Genomic DNA, 18,434 nt, shown 5'->3' with positions numbered 1-18,434 from the left:
GATCGGTCAGCGCAACCGGCCGATGCTGTATTGTGGGGCCAGGGCGTGGCCGCCTAGCCAGTCCAGCAGCAGGGCAAGATCGGGGTTTTCGACATCAGGCCCAAGCGCGTCCGCCGCCAGGCCACCCGTCACGAACAAGGCGTCGATCCCTTGATCCAGGGCGCCCTTCACATCGGTGAAGACGCCGTCGCCGATGGCCAGGATCCGCGCATCCGGCACCAGGTCCAGCAACCGCCGCGCCCGGTCATAGATCGGCGGATGCGGCTTGCCGAAGTAAAGCGACTGCCCGCCCAGGCCTTCGTAATACTCCGCCAGGGCGCCCGCGCAATAGATCCGCGTCTCGCCCATGTCCACGATCACGTCCGGGTTGGCGCACAGCATCGGCAGCCCCCGGTCGCGCGCGGCCATCAGCCGGTCGTGGTAATCGCCCGGCGTTTCCGTCAGTTCGTCGAACGGGCCGGTGGCGACGATGCCTTCCGCTTCCTCCAGCGATACCCGGTGGATCGGCGGGGCGTCGGCAAATTCGCCGGGAATGTCGTCGAAGAAACCGTCGTCCTTTTCCGTGCCGATGTGCCAGACCTTCCGGCCGACGGCGCCCGCGAACATCGCCTCTTGCGCGGCATCGCCTGAACTGACGACGATGTCCCACGCGTCGCGGGGCACGCCCATGCGGTCAAGCTGCGCAATCACGAACTGGTTGGGACGCGGCGCATTGGTCATCAGGACGACCTTGCCGCCGCCTGCGCGAAAGGCTTGCAGGGCGGCGACGGCGGCGGGATAGGGCTGCTTGCCGTTGTGAAGGCAGCCCCACAGGTCGCAGAACAGCACGTCGTAATCGGCGCCGATCTGGGACAGCGACTGGATGATCTTGCTCATTACAGGGCAAGGACCGGAATGATCTGCTTCTTGCGGCTCATCACGCCGGGCAGGACCACGCTGTCGCCGGTGACAGCCACGCCAAAGCTGCGTTCGGCAAGCCGGCGGACGAAGTCGTTGGGGATCAGCAGGGTCGCTTCCTCGCGCAGGATATCGACGACAAAGCACAGGACTTCGTCCGCGCCATCCTCGGCGGCGACACGGGGCATGGCGGCCAGCAGCGCGGCCTTGCGTGCCAGCAGCACCTGCGGCGCGGTGGTTTCCAGAACAGTGATCCGCAGTTGCTTGCCGCCCAGTTCGTATTCCTTGCTGTCGGTGCGCAGCAGGGTTTCATCGCTGAAGGCGCTGATGTCGGACTTGGCCGCGAACATTTCTGTCGCATAGTCGGTGATGTTGATGCCCAGGTCGGCGGCCAGCTTTTCGGCCACGGCGCGGTCATGGGCGGTTGTGGTCGGGCTGCGGAATTCCAGCGTGTCGGACAGGATGCAGGTCAGCATCGCGCCCTTGATGGCTTCGGGTGCGCGGGCCATGTCCGCCTCCATCAGGTCGTACATGATCGTGGCGGTGCAGGCCAGCGGGCGCACGGTGATGTTGATCGGGGTGCGGGTCTTGATGCCGCCTGCCAGCAGGTGATGGTCGATGATCTCGATCACCTCGGCCTGATCCAGGCTGGCGGGCAGTTCGGCGGGGTTGTTGGTGTCCACGATCACGCATTGGTCGCCGGCTGCGACATCGGCGATGATCTGCGGCTTGTCCAGGTTCCACCGCTTCAGCATCCACAGGGCCTCGGTGTTGGGTTCCCCTTGCAGGACGGCCTGGGCGGGGGTCTTGCGGACCTCGTTCAGATACCAGGCCCAGATGATGGGGGAACCGGTCGAATCCGTATCGGGGGCGGTATGGCCGAAGACCTTGATCATGTGATGCACCTTCGCAGCGTCTGGATGTCGCGCGCGTTATAGGGGGTGCGGGGGGCGATGTCCAAGGGGGACGGGTCAGCCAAGACCGTCGCGCCGCATCCTTGACCAGGGCATGATGCGGTGAGGCCCCATGAGGGTGCGTTCGGGATGATCTTTTGGAATTGGTGCCGGTTGCAGGAATCGAACCCGCGACCTTCTGATTACAAATCAGCTGCTCTACCAGCTGAGCTAAACCGGCGTGACGCGCAAGGGCGGCGTCTTCTGCCTAGCCCTTGCGGGCGGTTTCCGCAAGCGGTGAAAGCGGTTTGACTGTGCGGATCGCCTCGCTACTGTGCGACGGCACCCGCAAGGGTTGAGGTGAGACAAGGGGCAGGGCCGATATGCAGATGGTGTTCCACCTGGGGGTGCATGGCACGGATGGGGACAGGCTGCTCAAGACGCTTCTGAACAACCGCGACTGGCTGATGCAGCACGGAACCGACATCGTCACCCCCAACCGCCACCGCGGCCTGTTCGAAGAGGCGCTGATGTCCCTGAAGGGGGGACGGGCCACAGCCGAAATGCAGCAGATCATGCTGGACGCGGTGTTGCACAGCGAATTCCCCGACCGCGCGGTGTTCTCCACGCCGACCTTCATGGGCGCGCCGGGCCGGGTGGTGGGGCAGACGGGGCTGTATCCGCAGATGGGCGCAAGGGCGGCGGCGCTTGCCAACCTGTTTCCCGACCACGAGGCCGAGTTCTTTCTGGCCATCCGCAACCCCGCCACCCTGATCGCCGAGGTGCTGCCGGTCTTTACCGGGGGCGGCTATCACGTCCTGATGCAGGGCCGCCGTCCCTTGGACCTGCGATGGCGCGATCCGATCCAGGCGCTGCTGCGCGCGGTGCCCGGTCGCCGCGTGGTGATCTGGTGCCACGAGGACGTGCCCCTGATCTGGCCCGAGATCGCGCGCCTTGTGGGCAGCATCCCCCCGGACGCGCCGCTGAAAGGCGGAATGATGTATCTGGAGGAGATCCTGGACCAGACCGGCCTGGGGCAGTTGAAGGACGCCTTGGCCGCGCAGGACCAGATGACCATCGCCAGGCGCCGCGCCTTGTCGGCGCAGATGATCGAGGCCCATGCCCTGCCCGCCGCGCTGGATCAGGTGATCGACCTGCCGGGATGGACGCAGGATCTGGTGGACCGCGTCACCGACCAGTATCGCGCCGACGTGGCGGAAATCGCGGTCCTTCCCGGGGTCGAGTTCATCCTGCCCTGAGGGCGGTCAGCGCGCCACCAGCCGGTCGTATTGCGCGGCGGTCAGATAGCCTGTTGCTTCCAGGTCGTTGGCCCGCTGCCACGAGGCGATGGCATTGCGGGTGCCCTGGCCAAATACGCCGTCCACGCCACGGGTGTCGAAACCCCGCTGGGTCAGCCCGGCCTGCACCGCCCGGCGCTGCTGGAGGCTAAGGCCCAGGTCGGCCTCGTTTCCGGCAGGGCCGACGGACGGGGTGGTCGTCGCGGCGGGCCGGGTGGCGGCCGTGGCCGTTCCTTGCAGGATCTCGTTCGCCTGGGCGGCGTTCAGGGTGCCGGTCTGCGCGTAATTGCGGTCCCGTTGCCACAAGGCGATGGCCCGGCGCGTTCCGGGACCGAAATTGCCGTCCGCGCCGTTCGTGCTATAGCCCAGCCCATTCAGTTGCCGCTGGACCTGCACGCGCTGCTGGCGGGACAGCCCTGCCGTATCGCCCTGGCTCTGGACGGCTGGCGCGGTTGTCGTTCCGCCAAGCTGCTGGACGCGGTCGCGCGCCTGCGCGGCATAGGCCCCGTTCGGGAACTGCCGCAGATAGGATTGATAGGCTGCCCGTGTATCGGTGCCTTGCGCCCGCGCGAATGCGGCGCGGTCCTGTTCCTGTTCCAGATACTGGCGGGCAACCCCGCCCACGATATCGCCCAGATCCTGTGCATGGACGGGTGTCAGGGTGACAGCGGCGGCAAAGGCCGCGGAAAGCATCGTTCTGACCATCGAAAGGCCCTTTCGCGTTCAAGCCCCAAAGCCGGGGCGCCAAAGCTATAGCGCAAAGAAGGGCTTCGGGTTCCGAGGGCCGGGCAGGGTCTGCCGCACAACGAAAAAAGGGCACCCGAGGGCACCCTTTCAGTTCAGGCCAAAACCCCCAAAGGGGCCAGCCCGTCGGGCAGGATCCTTACTTGATCTTGCCTTCCTTGTATTCGACGTGCTGACGGACGACCGGGTCGAATTTGCGCACGGTCATCTTTTCGGTCATCGTGCGGGCATTCTTCTTGGTCACGTAAAAGTGGCCGGTGCCGGCGGTCGAGTTCAGCCGGATCTTGATGGTGGTCGGCTTCGCCATGTCATTGCTCCTGCTTCGGGGCAATCGCGCGGCGCAGACCCCGTGGAATTCGTTTGAAGCCCGCCTTTTAGCCATGGGCGGGCCGAAGTCAACCCGAATCGCCCCAAGCCAGGCCGTGATTTGCGCGGAGGGCCTGTAAGCCGGATTCTGTCCACCGCCTGCGCGGCTGGATGACCATTCCTCTGGCCCGGCGGTTGCCCGCCGGATCAAGCTGCCTACCCGGACCTGCTGGGGCAAGGCGGCCCTGCGGGGTTGCCCCCGCGCGCGGTCCCTATTCGGCATTGCTCCTGGTGGGGCTTGCCATGCGGGCGCTGTTGCCAGCCCCCCGGTGGGCTTTTACCCCACCGTTTCACCCTTACCCATGCGGACATGGGCGGTCTGTTCTCTGTGGCGCTTTCCCTGGGGTTGCCCCCGCCGGGCGTTACCCGGCACCACTGCCTCATGGAGTCCGGACTTTCCTCGACATTGCTGCCGCGGTCATCCAGCCCTCCGCGCAAGGCGCGATATGGCCGCGATGTGGCCCTGCGTCAATGAAAAACCCCCGCTGGCCGGCAGCGGGGGCGTTGGTCTTGCCGCGAAGGTGCGTGCAAGCACGCACCCTACGGGTCAGCTTTTCGCCAGGTTGCGCAGAACGTAATGCAGCACGCCGCCGTTCTTGAGGTATTCGATCTCGACCTCGGTATCGACGCGGGCCTTCAGCTGGATTTCCTTCACCGTGCCGTCGCCATAGGTGATGGTGCAGGGCACCAGCGACAGCGGCTTGAAATCGCCCGCAAGGCCGTGGATCGACACGGTCTCGTCGCCCTTCAGGCCCAGCGTCTTGCGGTTCTCGCCCGGCAGGAACTCGAACGGGACGACGCCCATGCCGACCAGGTTGGACCGGTGGATACGCTCGAAGCTTTCCGCGATGACCGCCTTGACGCCCAGCAGGTTGGTGCCCTTGGCCGCCCAGTCACGGCTGGAGCCTGCGCCGTATTCGATGCCGCCAAAGATCACCAGCGGCACGCCCGCATCCTGATAGGCCATCGAGGCGTCAAAGATCGAAGTCTGCTGGCCGTCTGGGCCTTTGGTATAGCCGCCCTCGACCCCGTCCAGCATCTCGTTCTTGATGCGGATGTTGGCAAAGGTGCCGCGCATCATGATCTCGTGGTTGCCGCGACGCGATCCGTAGCTGTTGAAATCACGCGGCGCGACCTGCCGTTCGATCAGGTACTGGCCAGCCGGCGTGGTGGGCTTGAACGACCCGGCCGGGCTGATGTGGTCGGTGGTGATCATGTCGCCCAGGATCGCCAGCACGCGCGCGCCGTCGATGTCGCTGATGACGCCCGCTTCCTTGGCCATGCCCTGGAAATAGGGCGGGTTCTGGATATAGGTCGAGGTCGGCGGCCAGTCATAGGTTTCACTGTCCGTGACATCGACCGCCTGCCAGCGTTCGTCGCCCTTGAAGACGTCGGCATATTTCGACTGGAACGCCTCGCGCGTCACCGTCGCATGGACCAGATCGGCGATTTCCTGGTTGGTGGGCCAGATGTCCTTCAGATAGACGTCGCGGCCCTCGGGCGTCTGGCCGATCGGATCCTTGGTCAGGTCGATGTTCAGGTCGCCCGCGATGGCATAAGCCACCACCAACGGGGGCGAGGCCAGGAAGTTCGCGCGCACGTCGGGACTGATGCGCCCTTCGAAGTTGCGGTTCCCCGACAGCACGGCGGTCGCCACCAGGTCGTGGTCGTGGATCGCCTTGGTGATCGCCGGATCGCCGAGCGGACCCGAGTTGCCGATGCAGGTGGTGCAGCCATAGCCCACCAGGTTGAAGCCCAGGGCGTCCAGATCTTCTTGCAGGCCAGCGGCCTCGAGATACTGGCCCACAACCTGCGAACCGGGGGCCAGAGAGGTCTTGACCCAAGGCTTGCGGTTCAGGCCAAGCGCGCGCGCCTTGCGAGCGACCAGGCCCGCCCCGATCATCACATAAGGGTTCGAGGTGTTGGTGCAGCTTGTGATCGCCGCGATCACGACGGATCCGTCGCGGATGCTATAATCGGTGCCTTCGACCGGAACGGTGCGCACGGCATCGCGGACCATCACCTCGCCGTCCTCCTGCGCGCCGCTGCGATAATCCGCGACCACCTTGCGGAAGGTCTGGGCGGAATCCGTCAGCGGCAGGTAATCCTGCGGGCGTTTCGGACCAGAAATCGCGGGCACGATGCTGCCCATGTCCAGTTCCAGCGTCGAGGAATAGACCGGCGCATAATCCGCGCCGCGCCAGAAGCCGTTTTCCTTGGCATAGGCTTCGACCAGGGCGATCCGATCCTCGTCGCGGCCGGTGTTGCGCAGATAGCGCAGGGTTTCGTCGTCGATGGGGAAGAAGCCGCAGGTGGCGCCGTATTCGGGGGCCATGTTGGCAATGGTCGCGCGGTCGGCCAGCGGCAGGTTGTCCAGGCCTTCGCCATAGAATTCGACGAACTTGCCCACCACGCCGTGCTTGCGCAGCATCTGCACGACCTTGAGCACCAGGTCGGTGGCGGTCGTGCCCTCGACCATGCGGCCGGTCAGCTTGAAGCCCACGACTTCCGGGATCAGCATGGACACGGGCTGGCCCAGCATCGCGGCCTCGGCCTCGATCCCGCCCACGCCCCAGCCGAGGACCGCGAGGCCGTTGACCATCGTGGTGTGGCTGTCGGTGCCGACCAGCGTGTCAGGGTATGCGACCAGGTCGCCGTTCTGGTCGGTGTCGGCCCAGACGGTCTGGGCCAGGTATTCCAGGTTCACCTGATGGCAGATGCCGGTTCCGGGCGGGACCACGCGGAAGTTCTGGAACGCCTTTTGGCCCCATTTCAGGAACTGGTAGCGTTCGATGTTGCGTTCGTATTCCAGGTCCACGTTCATCTGGAAGGCGCGCGGATTGCCGAATTCGTCGATCATCACCGAATGGTCGATGACCAGGTCGACCGGGTTCAGCGGGTTGATCTTTTGCGCATTACCGCCCAGGCCCAGGATGCCGTCGCGCATCGCGGCCAGGTCGACGACCGCCGGAACGCCGGTGAAATCCTGCATCAGCACGCGGGCCGGGCGATAGTTGATCTCGCGCGGGTTCTTGCCGCCAAGGCTGGCCCATTCGCCGAAGGCCTTGATGTCGTCGACCGACACCGAAAAGCCGCCGTCCTCGAAGCGCAGCAGGTTTTCCAGCACCACCTTCAGCGCGGCGGGCAGTTTCGAGAAGTCGCCAAGCCCCGCCTCGGTCGCGGCGGCGATGGAGTAATAGGCGTAATCCTTGCCGCCGGCCGAAAGCTTGCGGCGCGTCTTGGCGGTGTCGGTTCCGATCTGGATGGGCATGGTGGCCTCCCTGTCTGCGAAATGGATGGGTCGGGCATGGATGGCCCCTGCTTTGCCCCATGCGGCGGGGCTGCGCAAGGGCGTCACGCGGCGAATTGTATGCAATCGCATACCATAAGCCGGGCTGTTGCTCAAGGGGCACGGAATGACGGTCACATCCTGCTTAACGAAGCGTTGATTTGTTCGCGGCGCGCGCCGGGGGCTATGCAGGGGACAGATCAATCACGTATCGGACCCCGGAATGCTGACCGGAACGGCAGCCACAAAGACCAGAACCCTTGTCGCCGCATCGCTTTGCAGCCTGGCCATCGCGCTTGGCGGCGGGTCCGCGGGCGCGCAAGGGGGCGATCCCGCATCCGGCGCGTTTGAGGGCGGCGGCATTGCGGCAAGCGCCTCCGGCCCCGGCACGGGTAGTGGGGACCATGGCGACGACGCGCCGGTCATTGCCGCGCCCGACGATGCGGGCCGGGTCGAGCCGTCGCCCCTGTCCACCCATGTCCCCTCCGACATGGGCGGCTTCAACAGCTTTGCCGCAGGCGACGGCGTGCCGCCCATGGAGGCCTTTGGCCTGAACCCCGATGCGCTTCCCGTGGTGGTCGAGCTTTTCACCTCGCAGGGGTGTTCGTCCTGTCCGCCTGCCGACGCCATGCTGGCGGGCTTGTCGGACGAACCCGACATCCTGCCCTTGTCCTTTCACGTCGATTACTGGGATTACCTGGGCTGGGCCGACAGTTTCGCGCGGCCCGAATTCACCCTGCGTCAGGAACGCTATGCCCTGGTTGCAGGGGAACGGTCGGTTTATACGCCGCAGGTCATCGTGGATGGCCAGGATACCGCCGTTGCGCTGGGGCCCGCGCAACTGATGGGCCTGATCGACGCCAGCCGCGTATCCCCCGCCACCATCAGCGTTCAGCGCGACACCACCCCCCGGGGCGAGGTGATCGAACTGATGCCCTTGTCCGATCTGGGCGGAGGAGTCGATATCCTGCTGGTCCGCTATGCCCCCGAACGCGAGGTACACATGACCGCGGGGGAAAATCGCGGCAAGGCCATCACCTATACCAATGTCGTCCTGTCGCTGGACCGGCTGGCGGAATGGGACGGGATCGCCGCCCTGCGCGTGACCATCAGCCCCGACGGGCCTGCGGACGACCGCTTCCCCGCCGATACCCGCCACGCCCTGCTGGTCCAGCGGGAACAGGGCGGTGACGGGATGCCCGGTCCGATCCTGGCGGCGATCCGGCTGGATTGACCGCCCGCCTGCAATGCGGGACAAGACGCTGTCTGACGGGCAAGGGAACAGGACGCCATGAAGGAACCGAAAGCCTGGGTGCTGCAAGTGCTGGAATGGGGACCGCTGCTGCTGTTCTTTGCGGTCTTCATGCTGAACCGGGGAACCCCGGTCGCGCTGTGGGGCCAGTCCTATACGCCGCTGGTCTTTGCCACGCTGGTCTTCATCCCGGCCTTGGCGCTTGCCACGCTGGTCCGCTGGCGGCTGACGGGCAAGCTGTCGCCCATGCAGATCGCCACCCTGGTCCTGGTGGTGGTGTTTGGCGGGCTGTCGGTCTGGCTGAACGATCCGCGTTTCTTCAAGATCAAGCCCACGATCATCTATCTGCTGTTTGCGGGCCTTCTGGGCTTCAGCTTCGTGGCGGGCCGCGACTGGCTGCAAGCCATCCTGTCCGAGGCCCTGCCCATGGACGCCGAAGGCTGGCGCAAGCTGACCGGGCGCATGGCGCTGTTGTTCCTGGGGCTGGCCATCGCCAACGAGGTGGTCTGGCGCGCCATGTCCGAGACAACCTGGGTTTACTTCAAGACCTTCGGGATGCCGCTGGTGATCTTTGTCTTCCTGATGGCGAATGCGGGCCTGTATCGCGCCCATGCCATCGAGGTGCCGACCGACGACGCCATGAAGTGACTCAGGCGCGCACCCCGCCGATCTGCGCGGGCGCGGCCAGCAGACGTGACCAGCGGGGCTGTATCCGTCCTGGCAGGCGGGTGCGCAGCATCGACAAGGGCAAGGCCCAGGGCTGCGCCAGGGCGGTGCGATAGAAATCGAACAGCCCGCGCCGAAGATAGGGCGACCAATGCGACAAGCGCAGCGACGGACGCTCGGTCGCGAAGCCCAGCCGGTCAAGTGCCGCCAGCGTCGCCGGGTCGTCGATCTGCACGTCCACCCAGTTCGCCGCGGGCCGGTCCAGCCCAAAGCCAAGCGCCTGCCTGCGCCCCCGGTCCAGCCAGATTTCCATCGCGAAATCGAACAGGTCGTTTTCCCGGGACGTGATGTTCAGCACTTCGGCGCGGCGGCCCGCGGGGCTGTCCAGGGCGGCGGCAGCGGTGTCGCGGAACTCCGCCCCCGTCAACAGGACGATCCGGCCGATGCTGCCCCCATCGGCATGGTGCAAGGCCTGCAAGGCCACCCGCGCGCCCAGCGAATGCCCGATCAGCGCCACCGGCCGACCCGCCTGCTGGGCCAGATCCGATACCAGGACCGCGACCGCCCGCCCGGCATCCTCGGCACGGGCATAGGCTTGGCCCAGCATCCCGCGTGCTTCCCACCCGAAGGCAAGGCCCAGGCCTTCGTCCGGTGCGCCTGCGCCAAATCCCAGGGCGCGGGGCCAGGACAGCACCCGGCGATCCGCAGGATCGGGGTCCAGGGACAGGATGTGGCGGTGCGGGTCGCAATGAGCGGCGGCGGGAGAGTAACGGAAACCGTGGATCATCACGATCAGGGGCGCATGGCCGGGCAGGGCGCGGGCGGCGGGGATCAGCCCTTCGGGCTGCGCGCGATCCGCATCGACCTTGACCACCGGCATGACGCTTTCTCCTGATCTTCTGGTCACGGGGCATAGGCACAGGGTGCAACACCGGCGTGAAAGAAGCGTTAAGCCTGCGTGAAGCACGGTGCGCGCGGTTCGTTTACGCAGGCCAGAACCCGCGTATTCCGCGCCATGCCGTTTTCGGCATTGAATTTTCCACCCTTAGCCCTCTATGTTGCGGCTATGCGTCCTGCTGCCCGCAATCGGGGGTTGCGCGACGCCCACAGTTTCGCAGCGTGGCATTTTTCGCACCGGGTTTCGGAAGGCGGCATGTGTCATGCGGGAAAGCCCGTCCGGGGCGCATCACGATGCGGCCGGGCGATATCGGACAGCGGCGCAACGGGCTTTGGCCTTCGCGTCAACCGTAAGGAACAGACGCGATGACGCGCGCACGGGACGGACAGGATCGGGACGGGGGGGCATTCAGCCCTTCCCGCCGCATCGCCGTAGCCCCTGCCGCGCCCGTGTCCCCATCATCATATCGCAGTCTGCGTTCGGGGGTGCCGCTGGCGCCGCCGGGCGCGCTTCTGCGCGAAAGACATAGCAATGGCAAAGAAAATGCTGATCGACGCCACCCATGCCGAGGAAACTCGGGTGGTCGTGGTGGACGGAACCAAGGTCGAAGAATTTGATTTCGAGACCGTAAACAAGCGCCAGATTTCGGGCAACATCTACCTGGCCAAGATCACCCGCGTCGAACCCTCGTTGCAGGCGGCCTTTGTGGATTACGGCGGAAACCGCCACGGCTTTCTGGCCTTCGCGGAAATCCACCCGGATTATTACCAGATCCCCGCCGCCGACCGCGCGGCCCTGATCGCCGAGGAACGCGCCTATGCCGAGGCGCAGGAGGCCGAGGAGGCAACGCGAGGCAATCGCCGCCGCAAGCCGCAGGCCGAACGCGCCGAAACGGGCGACGAGGTTGCCACGGCCGATGCCGCGCCCGAAGACGACACCCGGGACGACCAGGATACCGGACCTGACGAGGCCGACGCCGGCGATCACGACAACGACGGCGAAACCGCCGTGACCGACGCGTCCGACAAGGACGAGGAAATCGAGTCTGTCGCCGAAGAGGACGTGGCCGAGGAAATCCGCGTCCAGAAAAAGCCCCGTCCGCGCCGTTACAAGATCCAGGAAGTGATCAAGGTCCGGCAGATCATGCTGGTCCAGGTCGTCAAGGAGGAGCGCGGCAACAAGGGCGCCGCGCTGACCACTTATCTGTCGCTGCCGGGGCGCTATTGCGTCCTGATGCCCAACACCGCGCGCGGCGGCGGCATCAGTCGCAAGATCACCAACATCGCCGACCGCAAGAAGCTCAAGGACATCGCGTCCGAACTGGACGTGCCGAAAGGCGCGGGGCTGATTATCCGCACGGCGGGCAGCCAGCGGACCCGGACGGAAATCCGGCGCGATTACGAATACCTGCTGCGCTTGTGGGAACAGATCCGCGACCTGACCTTCAAGTCGGTGGCCCCGGCTGCGATCTATGAAGAAGGCGACCTGATCAAGCGGACCATCCGCGACCTATACAATTCGGAAATCGACGAGGTGCTGGTCGAGGGCGAACGCGGCTATCGCACCGCCAAGGACTTTATGAAGATGATCATGCCGACCCATGCCGGGTCCGTGCAGCAATATACCGACCAGATGCCGTTGTTCGCGCGCTATCAGGTGGAAAGCTATCTGTCGGGGATGTTCAACCCGACCGTGCAGCTGAAATCGGGCGGCTATATCGTCATCGGCGTGACCGAGGCGCTTGTGGCGATCGACGTGAACTCGGGCCGGGCCACCAAGGAAGGCTCGATCGAGGAAACGGCGCTGAAGACCAACCTGGAGGCCGCCGACGAGGTGGCGCGCCAGTTGCGCCTGCGCGACCTGGCCGGGCTGATCGTCATCGACTTCATCGACATGGAGGAACGGCGCAACAACGCCGCAGTCGAGAAGCGGATGAAGGACAAGCTGAAATCCGACCGCGCGCGAATCCAGATGGGCCGCATCTCGGGCTTTGGCCTGATGGAGATGTCGCGCCAGCGGCTGCGTCCGGGGATGCTGGAATCCACGACCCAGCCTTGCGCGCATTGCCACGGCACCGGGCTGATCCGGTCCGACGACAGCCTGGCGCTGACCATCCTGCGCGCCATCGAGGACGAGGGCACCCGCAAGCGTTCGCGCGAGGTGCTGGTCAAGGCGCCGATCGCGGTGGCCAACTTCCTGATCAACCAGAAGCGCGAACACATCGCCGGGATCGAGGCGCGCTATGGCCTGTCGATCCGGCTGGAGGCCGATCCGTCGCTGATCTCGCCCGATTTCGCCATCGAGAAGTTCAAGACGGCGACCCGCAACGTCCCCGATGTCACGGCCCCCGTCCTGTCGGTGGATGCCGACCTGATGGCCCAGATCGACGACGAGGACGAGGATCTGCCCGAGGAAATCGAAGCCGAGGCCGAGGCCGAGGAGCGTGCCGAGGAGACGGCCGCGCACGCCGGTGAAGCTGCGTCGGCCGAGGATGAGACGGGCGAGGGCAGGGGCCGCCGCCGCCGCCGCCGTCGGCGCAAGCCGGGCGAACGGGCCGAAAGCGAAGCGGGCGATGGCGACGCGGGCGAAACGGACGGGGACGACGCCGAGGCTGGCGAAACCGCCGAGGCGTTCGGCGACGCGGACGCCGCCGAGGGGGACTCCGGCGACGCCAGGCAAAACGGCCGCCGCCGCCGGTCGCGGTCGCGCAACCGCCGCCGCAACGGCGATCTGCCCCAGGCCGAGGGTCTGCCCGAGGTCGTGGATCTGCAAGATCAGCCGGACGAGCCGGTCGAAGCGATGCCCGGCCTGAACGCCCGTCGCGAACCCCCGGAAACCTCCGATGAAGGCGAGATCGTGCCCTTGTCGGAAATCGCCACCGAACCCCAGGCGGCCCAACCCGAACCCTTGGCCGAGGATTTCCTGCCGGCCGGCGTGGTCGCCGTAGGGATCGAGGAAACCGTGATCGAAGCGGTCCTTGTCGAATCGACACAGTCTGAGGCGGCGCAGGGCGAGGCCGAGGACGAAGCGCCGCAAGGCAGCACGGTCGAGGATGAAACGCCGCAAGGTATCCCGGTCGGGGACCAAACCGCTGGCTCCGAACCGGCGGAATCATTCGACGACCGCCCGGCCGAGCGCGAGCCGGAAATGGCCGAAGCCGACCCTGACCGCCCCAAGCGCCGGGGCTGGTGGTCGGGCAACCGCTGATGGTGCAAGGGGCGCGGGTCACACCGCGCCCCTTTCGCAAAGACGTGACGCAATGACCCATGGCTTGCGCTGCCCGAACGGGTAAGGTGCCCGCCATGCTGGGAATCGAACTTGCCACCGCCGCCTTCCTGCCCGCCGCCCTTGTCGCGTTGCTGGCGGGGATCCTGTCCTTTCTGTCGCCCTGCGTGCTGCCCATCGTGCCGCCCTATCTGGCCTATATGACGGGGGTCGGTGTGAACGGGTTGAAAACGCACGAACGCAGCGCCGTGTTGCCCGCGCTGTTCTTCGTGCTGGGCCTGTCCACGGTATTCCTGATCATGGGCTTTGCCGCATCGGCCTTTGGGCGGGCCTTTCTGCAATATCAGGATCTTCTGGCCAAGGCCGCGGGCGTCATGGTGATCGTGATGGGCCTGCATTTCCTGCACGTGATCCGCATTCCGATCCTGGATCACGAGGCGCGGGTGAATGCGGGCAAGCAGGACGGGGGGGCCTTTGGCGCCTATGTGCTGGGGCTTGCCTTCGCCTTTGGCTGGACGCCCTGCATCGGCCCGCAACTGGGCATGATCCTGTCGCTGGCCGCGACCGGGGGAGAGTTGTCGCGGGGCACCGCCCTGCTGGCGGTCTATGCCCTGGGCCTGGGAATCCCGTTCCTGCTGGCCGCGATCTTCATCAACCGCGCCATCGGCCTGATGAACCGCATCAAGCCCTGGCTGCGCGTCATCGAACGCGTGATGGGCGCCCTGTTGCTGGTCGTGGGCGTGATGCTTCTGACCGGGGCGTTTTCGGCATTCTCCTATTGGTTGCTGGAAACCTTTCCGGGGCTGGCGATGTTGGGGTGACCCTGTCCCCAATCGCCAGTAGCGCGGACCCGATTTTCCCGCTATGCTGATCGGCAGACCCGGACAAACCGGGCAGATTCTCTGAGGCAGTGACGGCGGTATTCCCATGACCGAGATGGTCTTTGGCACGACGCCCGTTCGGGCGGGCGACCCGATTCTTCCACGCTGGTGGCGCACGCTGGACAAATGGTCGCTGGCCTGCATGCTGGGGCTGTTTGCCATCGGCATCCTTCTGGGGCTGGCGGCCTCTGTCCCGCTGGCGGAAAAGAACGATCTGCCGCGCTTTTACTATGTCCAGCGGCAGGGGGTGTTCGGGGCCATGGCTCTGGTCACGATGCTGGTGATCTCGATGATGTCGCCGCGCCAGATCCGGCGCATCGGGGTGTTGGGCTTTGCGGCGGCCTTCGTGCTGATCATGCTGCTGCCCTTCATCGGCGAGGATCACGGCAAGGGCGCCACGCGCTGGCTGTCCATTGCCGGCGTTTCCATGCAGCCGTCCGAGTTCCTGAAACCCGGTTTCGTGGCGATCTGCGCCTGGTTCATGGCCGCCGCGCAAACGATCGGCGGACCGCCGGGCAGGCTTTATTCCTTTCTGACGGCGATGGCGGTGGTGATCCTGCTGGCCTTGCAGCCTGATTTCGGCCAGGCATCGCTGGTGCTGTTTTCCTGGCTGGTGATGTATTTCATCGCAGGCGCGCCGATGCTGCTGCTGATGTGCGTGGCCGGGCTGGCAATAGTCGGGGGCGTTTTCGCCTATGGCGCGTCCGAACACTTTGCCCGCCGCATCAATGGCTTCCTCAACCCCGAGATCGACCCCCGCACCCAGATCGGCTATGCCACCAAGGCCATCCAGGACGGCGGCTTCTTTGGCGTCGGCGTGGGCGAGGGCAGCGTGAAGTGGTCGCTGCCCGATGCGCATACCGACTTCATCATCGCGGTGGCGGCCGAGGAATACGGCACCGTCCTGGTCCTGGCCGTGATCGCGCTGTATTGCACCATCGTCGTGCGGTCCTTGCTGCGGTTGCTGCGCGAACGCGACGCCTTTGCGCGCATCGCCGGGTCGGGCCTGGCCTGCGCCTTTGGCGTCCAGGCCTTGATCAACATGGGGGTCGCCGTGCGCCTGCTGCCTGCCAAGGGAATGACGCTGCCCTTCGTCAGCTATGGCGGATCATCCGTCATCGCATCGGGCATTGCCGCCGGGATGCTGCTGGCCCTGACCCGGACCCGCCCCCAGGGCGAACTGGCCGAAATCCTGCGAAGGGGCCGGGGATGAGCGCACCGCTGGCCCTGATCGCTGCCGGGGGAACGGGCGGCCATATGTTTCCCGCCCAGGCCCTGGCCGAATTGCTGCTGGCCGAGGGCTGGCGCGTCCGCCTGTCCACCGACGACCGGGGCGCGCGCTATGCGGGCGGCTTTCCCGATGGCGTCGAACGCAGCATCGTGCGGTCCGCCACGACCGCGCGCGGCGGGCTGGCAGGCAAGCTGACCGCACCCCTGAAGATCGCCGCCGGTGTCGTGGCGGCGCGGACGGGCCTGCGGCGCGACCGTCCCGCTGTGGTGATCGGCTTTGGCGGCTATCCCACGATCCCGGCCCTGTCCGCCGCCGTGACCATGGGCCTGCCTCGGATGATCCATGAACAGAACGGCGTCATGGGGCGGGTGAACCGGATGTTTGCAGGCCGCGTGCAGCGCATCGCCTGCGGCACCTGGCCCACCGACCTTCCTGCCAATGTCGAGGGCGTCCATACCGGCAATCCCGTCCGCCAGGCCGTGCTGGACCATGCCGCTGCCCCCTATGCCCCGCCGGGCGACGGGGTGCTGCGCCTGCTGGTGATCGGCGGCAGCCAGGGCGCGCGGATCCTGTCCGATGTGGTTCCCGCAGCCATTGCCGCCCTGCCGGATGACCTGCGCGCCCGGCTGCGCGTCAGCCACCAGGCCCGGGCCGAGGACGCGGCCCGCGTCATTGCCGCCTATGCCGATGCCGGCATCGCCGCCGAGGTTCAGCCCTTCTTTGCGGATGTGCCAGAGCGACTGGCCGCGGCCCATCTGGTCATCAGCCGGTCGGGTGCCTCGTCCCTGGCGGATATCACCGTGATCGGCCGCCCGGCGATCCTGATTCCCTTTGCGGCCGCCGCGGGCGATCACCAGACCGCCAATGCCCAGGCCCTGGCCGAAGTGGGCGCGGCGCTGATCCATCCCGAATCGGTGCTTGACGCGCCGGGCCTGACGCGCGACATCCGCGCGATTTTGAACGATCCCCCGCGCGCCAGCCAGATGGCTGCGGCCGCGCTGTTTCTTGCCCGGCCCGATGCGGCGCGGCGCCTGTACGACCTTGTCACGGAGATTGCCCGATGAACGCCGCCACCAAACTGCCGCACGAGTTGGGGCCGATCCACTTCATCGGCATCGGCGGCATCGGCATGTCGGGTATCGCCGAGGTGCTGCTGACCCTTGGTTACGACGTGCAGGGCAGCGACGCGAAGAAATCCAAGATCACCGACCGGCTGGAAACCCTGGGCGCACGCGTCTTCGAAGGCCAGCGGGCCGAGAATATCGGGGCGGCGGGCGTCGTGGTGATTTCCACCGCAATCAAGAAGGGCAACCCCGAGCTTGAGGAAGCGCGCCGCCGTGGCCTGCCGGTCGTCCGCCGGGCCGAGATGCTGGCCGAACTGATGCGCCTGAAATCCAACATCGCCATCGCGGGCACGCATGGCAAGACCACCACCACGACCATGGTGGCGACGCTGCTGGACGCGGGCGGGCTGGATCCGACCGTGATCAACGGCGGGGTGATCCATGCCTATGGATCGAATGCGCGCGCCGGGGCAGGCGAGTGGATGGTGGTCGAGGCCGACGAATCCGACGGCAGCTTCAACCGCCTGCCCGCCGACATCGCCATCGTCACCAATATCGACCCCGAGCATATGGAACATTGGGGCAGCTTCGACGCCCTGCGCCAAGGATTTTACAACTTCGCCTCGGGGATTCCGTTCTACGGCCTTGCGGTCTGCTGCACCGACCACCCCGAGGTTCAGGCCTTGGTGGGCAAGCTGACCGACCGCCGCGTCGTGACCTTCGGCTTCAACGCCCAGGCCGACGTGCGCGCCATGAACCTGCACTATGAAAACGGCATTGCGCTGTTCGACATCGCCCTGCAAGGCGAGGGGCCGACGGAAACAGGCGATATCGAGATGATCGAGGGATGCAGCCTGCCCATGCCTGGCGATCATAACGTCTCGAACGCGCTTGCCGCCGTGGCCGTCGCCCGTCACCTGGGCATCAAGAAGGCGGAAATCCGCGAGGCGCTGGCCAAGTTCGGCGGGGTGGGGCGGCGCTTCACCCGCGTGGGCGAGATCAACGGCGTCACCATCATCGACGATTACGGCCACCACCCGGTAGAAATCGCCGCCGTCCTCAAGGCCGCGCGCCAGGCCACCAAGGGCCGCGTGATCGCCGTCCACCAGCCGCACCGCTATTCCCGCCTGTCGAACCTGTTCGACGATTTCTGCACCTGCTTCAACGAGGCCGACGTGGTCGCCATTGCCGAGGTCTATGCAGCGGGCGAGGATCCGATCCCCGGCGCCGACCGCGACGACCTGGTGGCGGGCCTGATCGCCCATGGCCACCGCCATGCCCGTGCCATCCTTGACGAGAACGACCTGGAACGGCTGGTGCGCGAACAGGCCCGGCCCGGCGACATGGTGGTCTGCCTGGGGGCGGGCACGATCTCGACCTGGGCCAACGGCCTGCCGGAACGCTTGCAGGGACGGGCCGCATGACGCAAGGCGTGCTGATCACGATTGCGGTGGTGCTGGGCTGGATAGTCCTGGCGGCAATCCAGCGGCGGTTGCAGGCACGCCACCGCAACCGCGCCTTCTGGGCGCTGATCCTGATCGGCATCCCTGTCTTGGGCTGGCTGACCCTGAACGGCGGTCCCATGGTGGGCGTGGCGGGGCTTGCCATGGGCATCGTGGTCCTGCTGCGCGCGCCGCGCCGCCGGGTGTCCAAGCGCATGGTGCCGCCGGCTGAGTGATCGGCCCCCGATCGCGCCGCCCCGGGCATCGCCCGTTGACGGGGTGGGAACC

15 protein-coding genes, 1 tRNA gene and 1 other RNA gene are annotated in these 18,434 nt (G+C 66.3%); 9 read left to right on the top strand and 8 right to left on the bottom strand.

Features of this window, described 5'->3' with window-relative positions; translation table 11 throughout:
• Positions 1 to 6: 6 nt before the first annotated feature.
• The 3 genes from LZ585_RS10990 to LZ585_RS10980 all read right to left on the bottom strand — a co-directional run bounded on the left by LZ585_RS10990 (position 7) and on the right by LZ585_RS10980 (position 2,031).
• The gene (locus tag LZ585_RS10990) at positions 7 to 876 is read right to left on the bottom strand and encodes a TIGR01459 family HAD-type hydrolase (RefSeq protein ID WP_234853609.1); all 870 of its coding nucleotides are present in this window, start codon (positions 874 to 876) and stop codon (positions 7 to 9) included.
• Entirely contained in the window at positions 876 to 1,793 is a 918-nt protein-coding gene (locus LZ585_RS10985; protein ID WP_234853608.1) for a manganese-dependent inorganic pyrophosphatase, read from the bottom strand. Before LZ585_RS10985 ends, LZ585_RS10990 begins: the two co-directional genes overlap by 1 nt.
• A gap of 162 nt (positions 1,794 to 1,955) precedes the next feature.
• Positions 1,956 to 2,031: transfer RNA gene (locus LZ585_RS10980), tRNA-Thr, on the bottom strand.
• Between the two features lie 142 nt (positions 2,032 to 2,173).
• Between LZ585_RS10980 and LZ585_RS10975 the strand changes: the two genes are divergently transcribed.
• Complete coding sequence (locus tag LZ585_RS10975) at positions 2,174 to 3,049, top strand: hypothetical protein (RefSeq protein WP_234853607.1); 876 nt, start codon at positions 2,174 to 2,176, stop codon at positions 3,047 to 3,049.
• 6 nt (positions 3,050 to 3,055) lie between these two features.
• On the opposite strand, the gene LZ585_RS10970 is transcribed toward LZ585_RS10975, so the two are convergent.
• From LZ585_RS10970 to acnA, 4 genes are all read right to left on the bottom strand, one after another.
• Positions 3,056 to 3,793: a peptidoglycan-binding domain-containing protein gene (locus LZ585_RS10970; protein ID WP_234853606.1), complete on the bottom strand. Its 738-nt coding sequence runs from the start codon at positions 3,791 to 3,793 to the stop codon at positions 3,056 to 3,058.
• Positions 3,794 to 3,971: 178 nt separating this feature from the next.
• Positions 3,972 to 4,139, bottom strand: a complete 168-nt coding sequence (rpmG, locus tag LZ585_RS10965; protein ID WP_089389030.1) for a 50S ribosomal protein L33 — start codon at positions 4,137 to 4,139, stop codon at positions 3,972 to 3,974.
• Between the two features lie 120 nt (positions 4,140 to 4,259).
• Positions 4,260 to 4,632, bottom strand: an RNA gene (gene rnpB / locus LZ585_RS10960) — RNase P RNA component class A.
• Between the two features lie 113 nt (positions 4,633 to 4,745).
• Complete coding sequence (gene acnA / locus LZ585_RS10955) at positions 4,746 to 7,469, bottom strand: aconitate hydratase AcnA (RefSeq protein ID WP_234853605.1); 2,724 nt, start codon at positions 7,467 to 7,469, stop codon at positions 4,746 to 4,748.
• A gap of 241 nt (positions 7,470 to 7,710) precedes the next feature.
• Between acnA and LZ585_RS10950 the strand changes: the two genes are divergently transcribed.
• Both LZ585_RS10950 and LZ585_RS10945 read left to right on the top strand, forming a co-directional pair.
• The gene (locus tag LZ585_RS10950) at positions 7,711 to 8,721 is read left to right on the top strand and encodes a DUF1223 domain-containing protein (protein WP_234853604.1); all 1,011 of its coding nucleotides are present in this window, start codon (positions 7,711 to 7,713) and stop codon (positions 8,719 to 8,721) included.
• Positions 8,722 to 8,778: 57 nt separating this feature from the next.
• Positions 8,779 to 9,387, top strand: coding sequence for an inner membrane-spanning protein YciB (locus tag LZ585_RS10945; protein ID WP_234853603.1), 609 nt, complete (start codon positions 8,779 to 8,781; stop codon positions 9,385 to 9,387).
• Between the two features lies 1 nt (position 9,388).
• Here LZ585_RS10945 and LZ585_RS10940 read toward each other — a convergent pair whose 3' ends face one another.
• On the bottom strand, positions 9,389 to 10,312 hold the full coding sequence (locus LZ585_RS10940; RefSeq protein ID WP_234853602.1) for a DUF726 domain-containing protein: 924 nt from the start codon (positions 10,310 to 10,312) through the stop codon (positions 9,389 to 9,391).
• 522 nt (positions 10,313 to 10,834) lie between these two features.
• Between LZ585_RS10940 and LZ585_RS10935 the strand changes: the two genes are divergently transcribed.
• From LZ585_RS10935 to LZ585_RS10910, 6 genes are all read left to right on the top strand, one after another.
• The gene (locus LZ585_RS10935) at positions 10,835 to 13,510 is read left to right on the top strand and encodes a ribonuclease E/G (protein WP_234853601.1); all 2,676 of its coding nucleotides are present in this window, start codon (positions 10,835 to 10,837) and stop codon (positions 13,508 to 13,510) included.
• Between the two features lie 95 nt (positions 13,511 to 13,605).
• Positions 13,606 to 14,349: a cytochrome c biogenesis CcdA family protein gene (locus LZ585_RS10930; RefSeq protein WP_234853600.1), complete on the top strand. Its 744-nt coding sequence runs from the start codon at positions 13,606 to 13,608 to the stop codon at positions 14,347 to 14,349.
• A 106-nt stretch (positions 14,350 to 14,455) separates the two neighbouring features.
• Entirely contained in the window at positions 14,456 to 15,622 is a 1,167-nt protein-coding gene (gene ftsW, locus LZ585_RS10925) for a putative lipid II flippase FtsW (RefSeq protein ID WP_234853599.1), read from the top strand.
• Complete coding sequence (locus LZ585_RS10920) at positions 15,619 to 16,704, top strand: UDP-N-acetylglucosamine--N-acetylmuramyl-(pentapeptide) pyrophosphoryl-undecaprenol N-acetylglucosamine transferase (protein ID WP_234853598.1); 1,086 nt, start codon at positions 15,619 to 15,621, stop codon at positions 16,702 to 16,704. The genes ftsW and LZ585_RS10920 overlap by 4 nt, the downstream gene beginning before the upstream one ends.
• A complete protein-coding gene (gene murC, locus LZ585_RS10915; RefSeq protein ID WP_234853597.1) occupies positions 16,701 to 18,128 on the top strand; it encodes a UDP-N-acetylmuramate--L-alanine ligase in 1,428 nt (475 codons plus the stop codon). The genes LZ585_RS10920 and murC overlap by 4 nt, the downstream gene beginning before the upstream one ends.
• The gene (locus LZ585_RS10910; RefSeq protein WP_234853596.1) at positions 18,125 to 18,382 is read left to right on the top strand and encodes a DUF2484 family protein; all 258 of its coding nucleotides are present in this window, start codon (positions 18,125 to 18,127) and stop codon (positions 18,380 to 18,382) included. Before murC ends, LZ585_RS10910 begins: the two co-directional genes overlap by 4 nt.
• Positions 18,383 to 18,434: the final 52 nt, after the last annotated feature.

It is taken from the genome of Paracoccus everestensis, from assembly GCF_021491915.1.
GTDB lineage: Bacteria > Pseudomonadota > Alphaproteobacteria > Rhodobacterales > Rhodobacteraceae > Paracoccus > Paracoccus everestensis.
The sequence above is the reverse complement of the archived record's forward strand: the minus strand, read 5'-3'. Positions and strand labels throughout refer to the sequence as shown.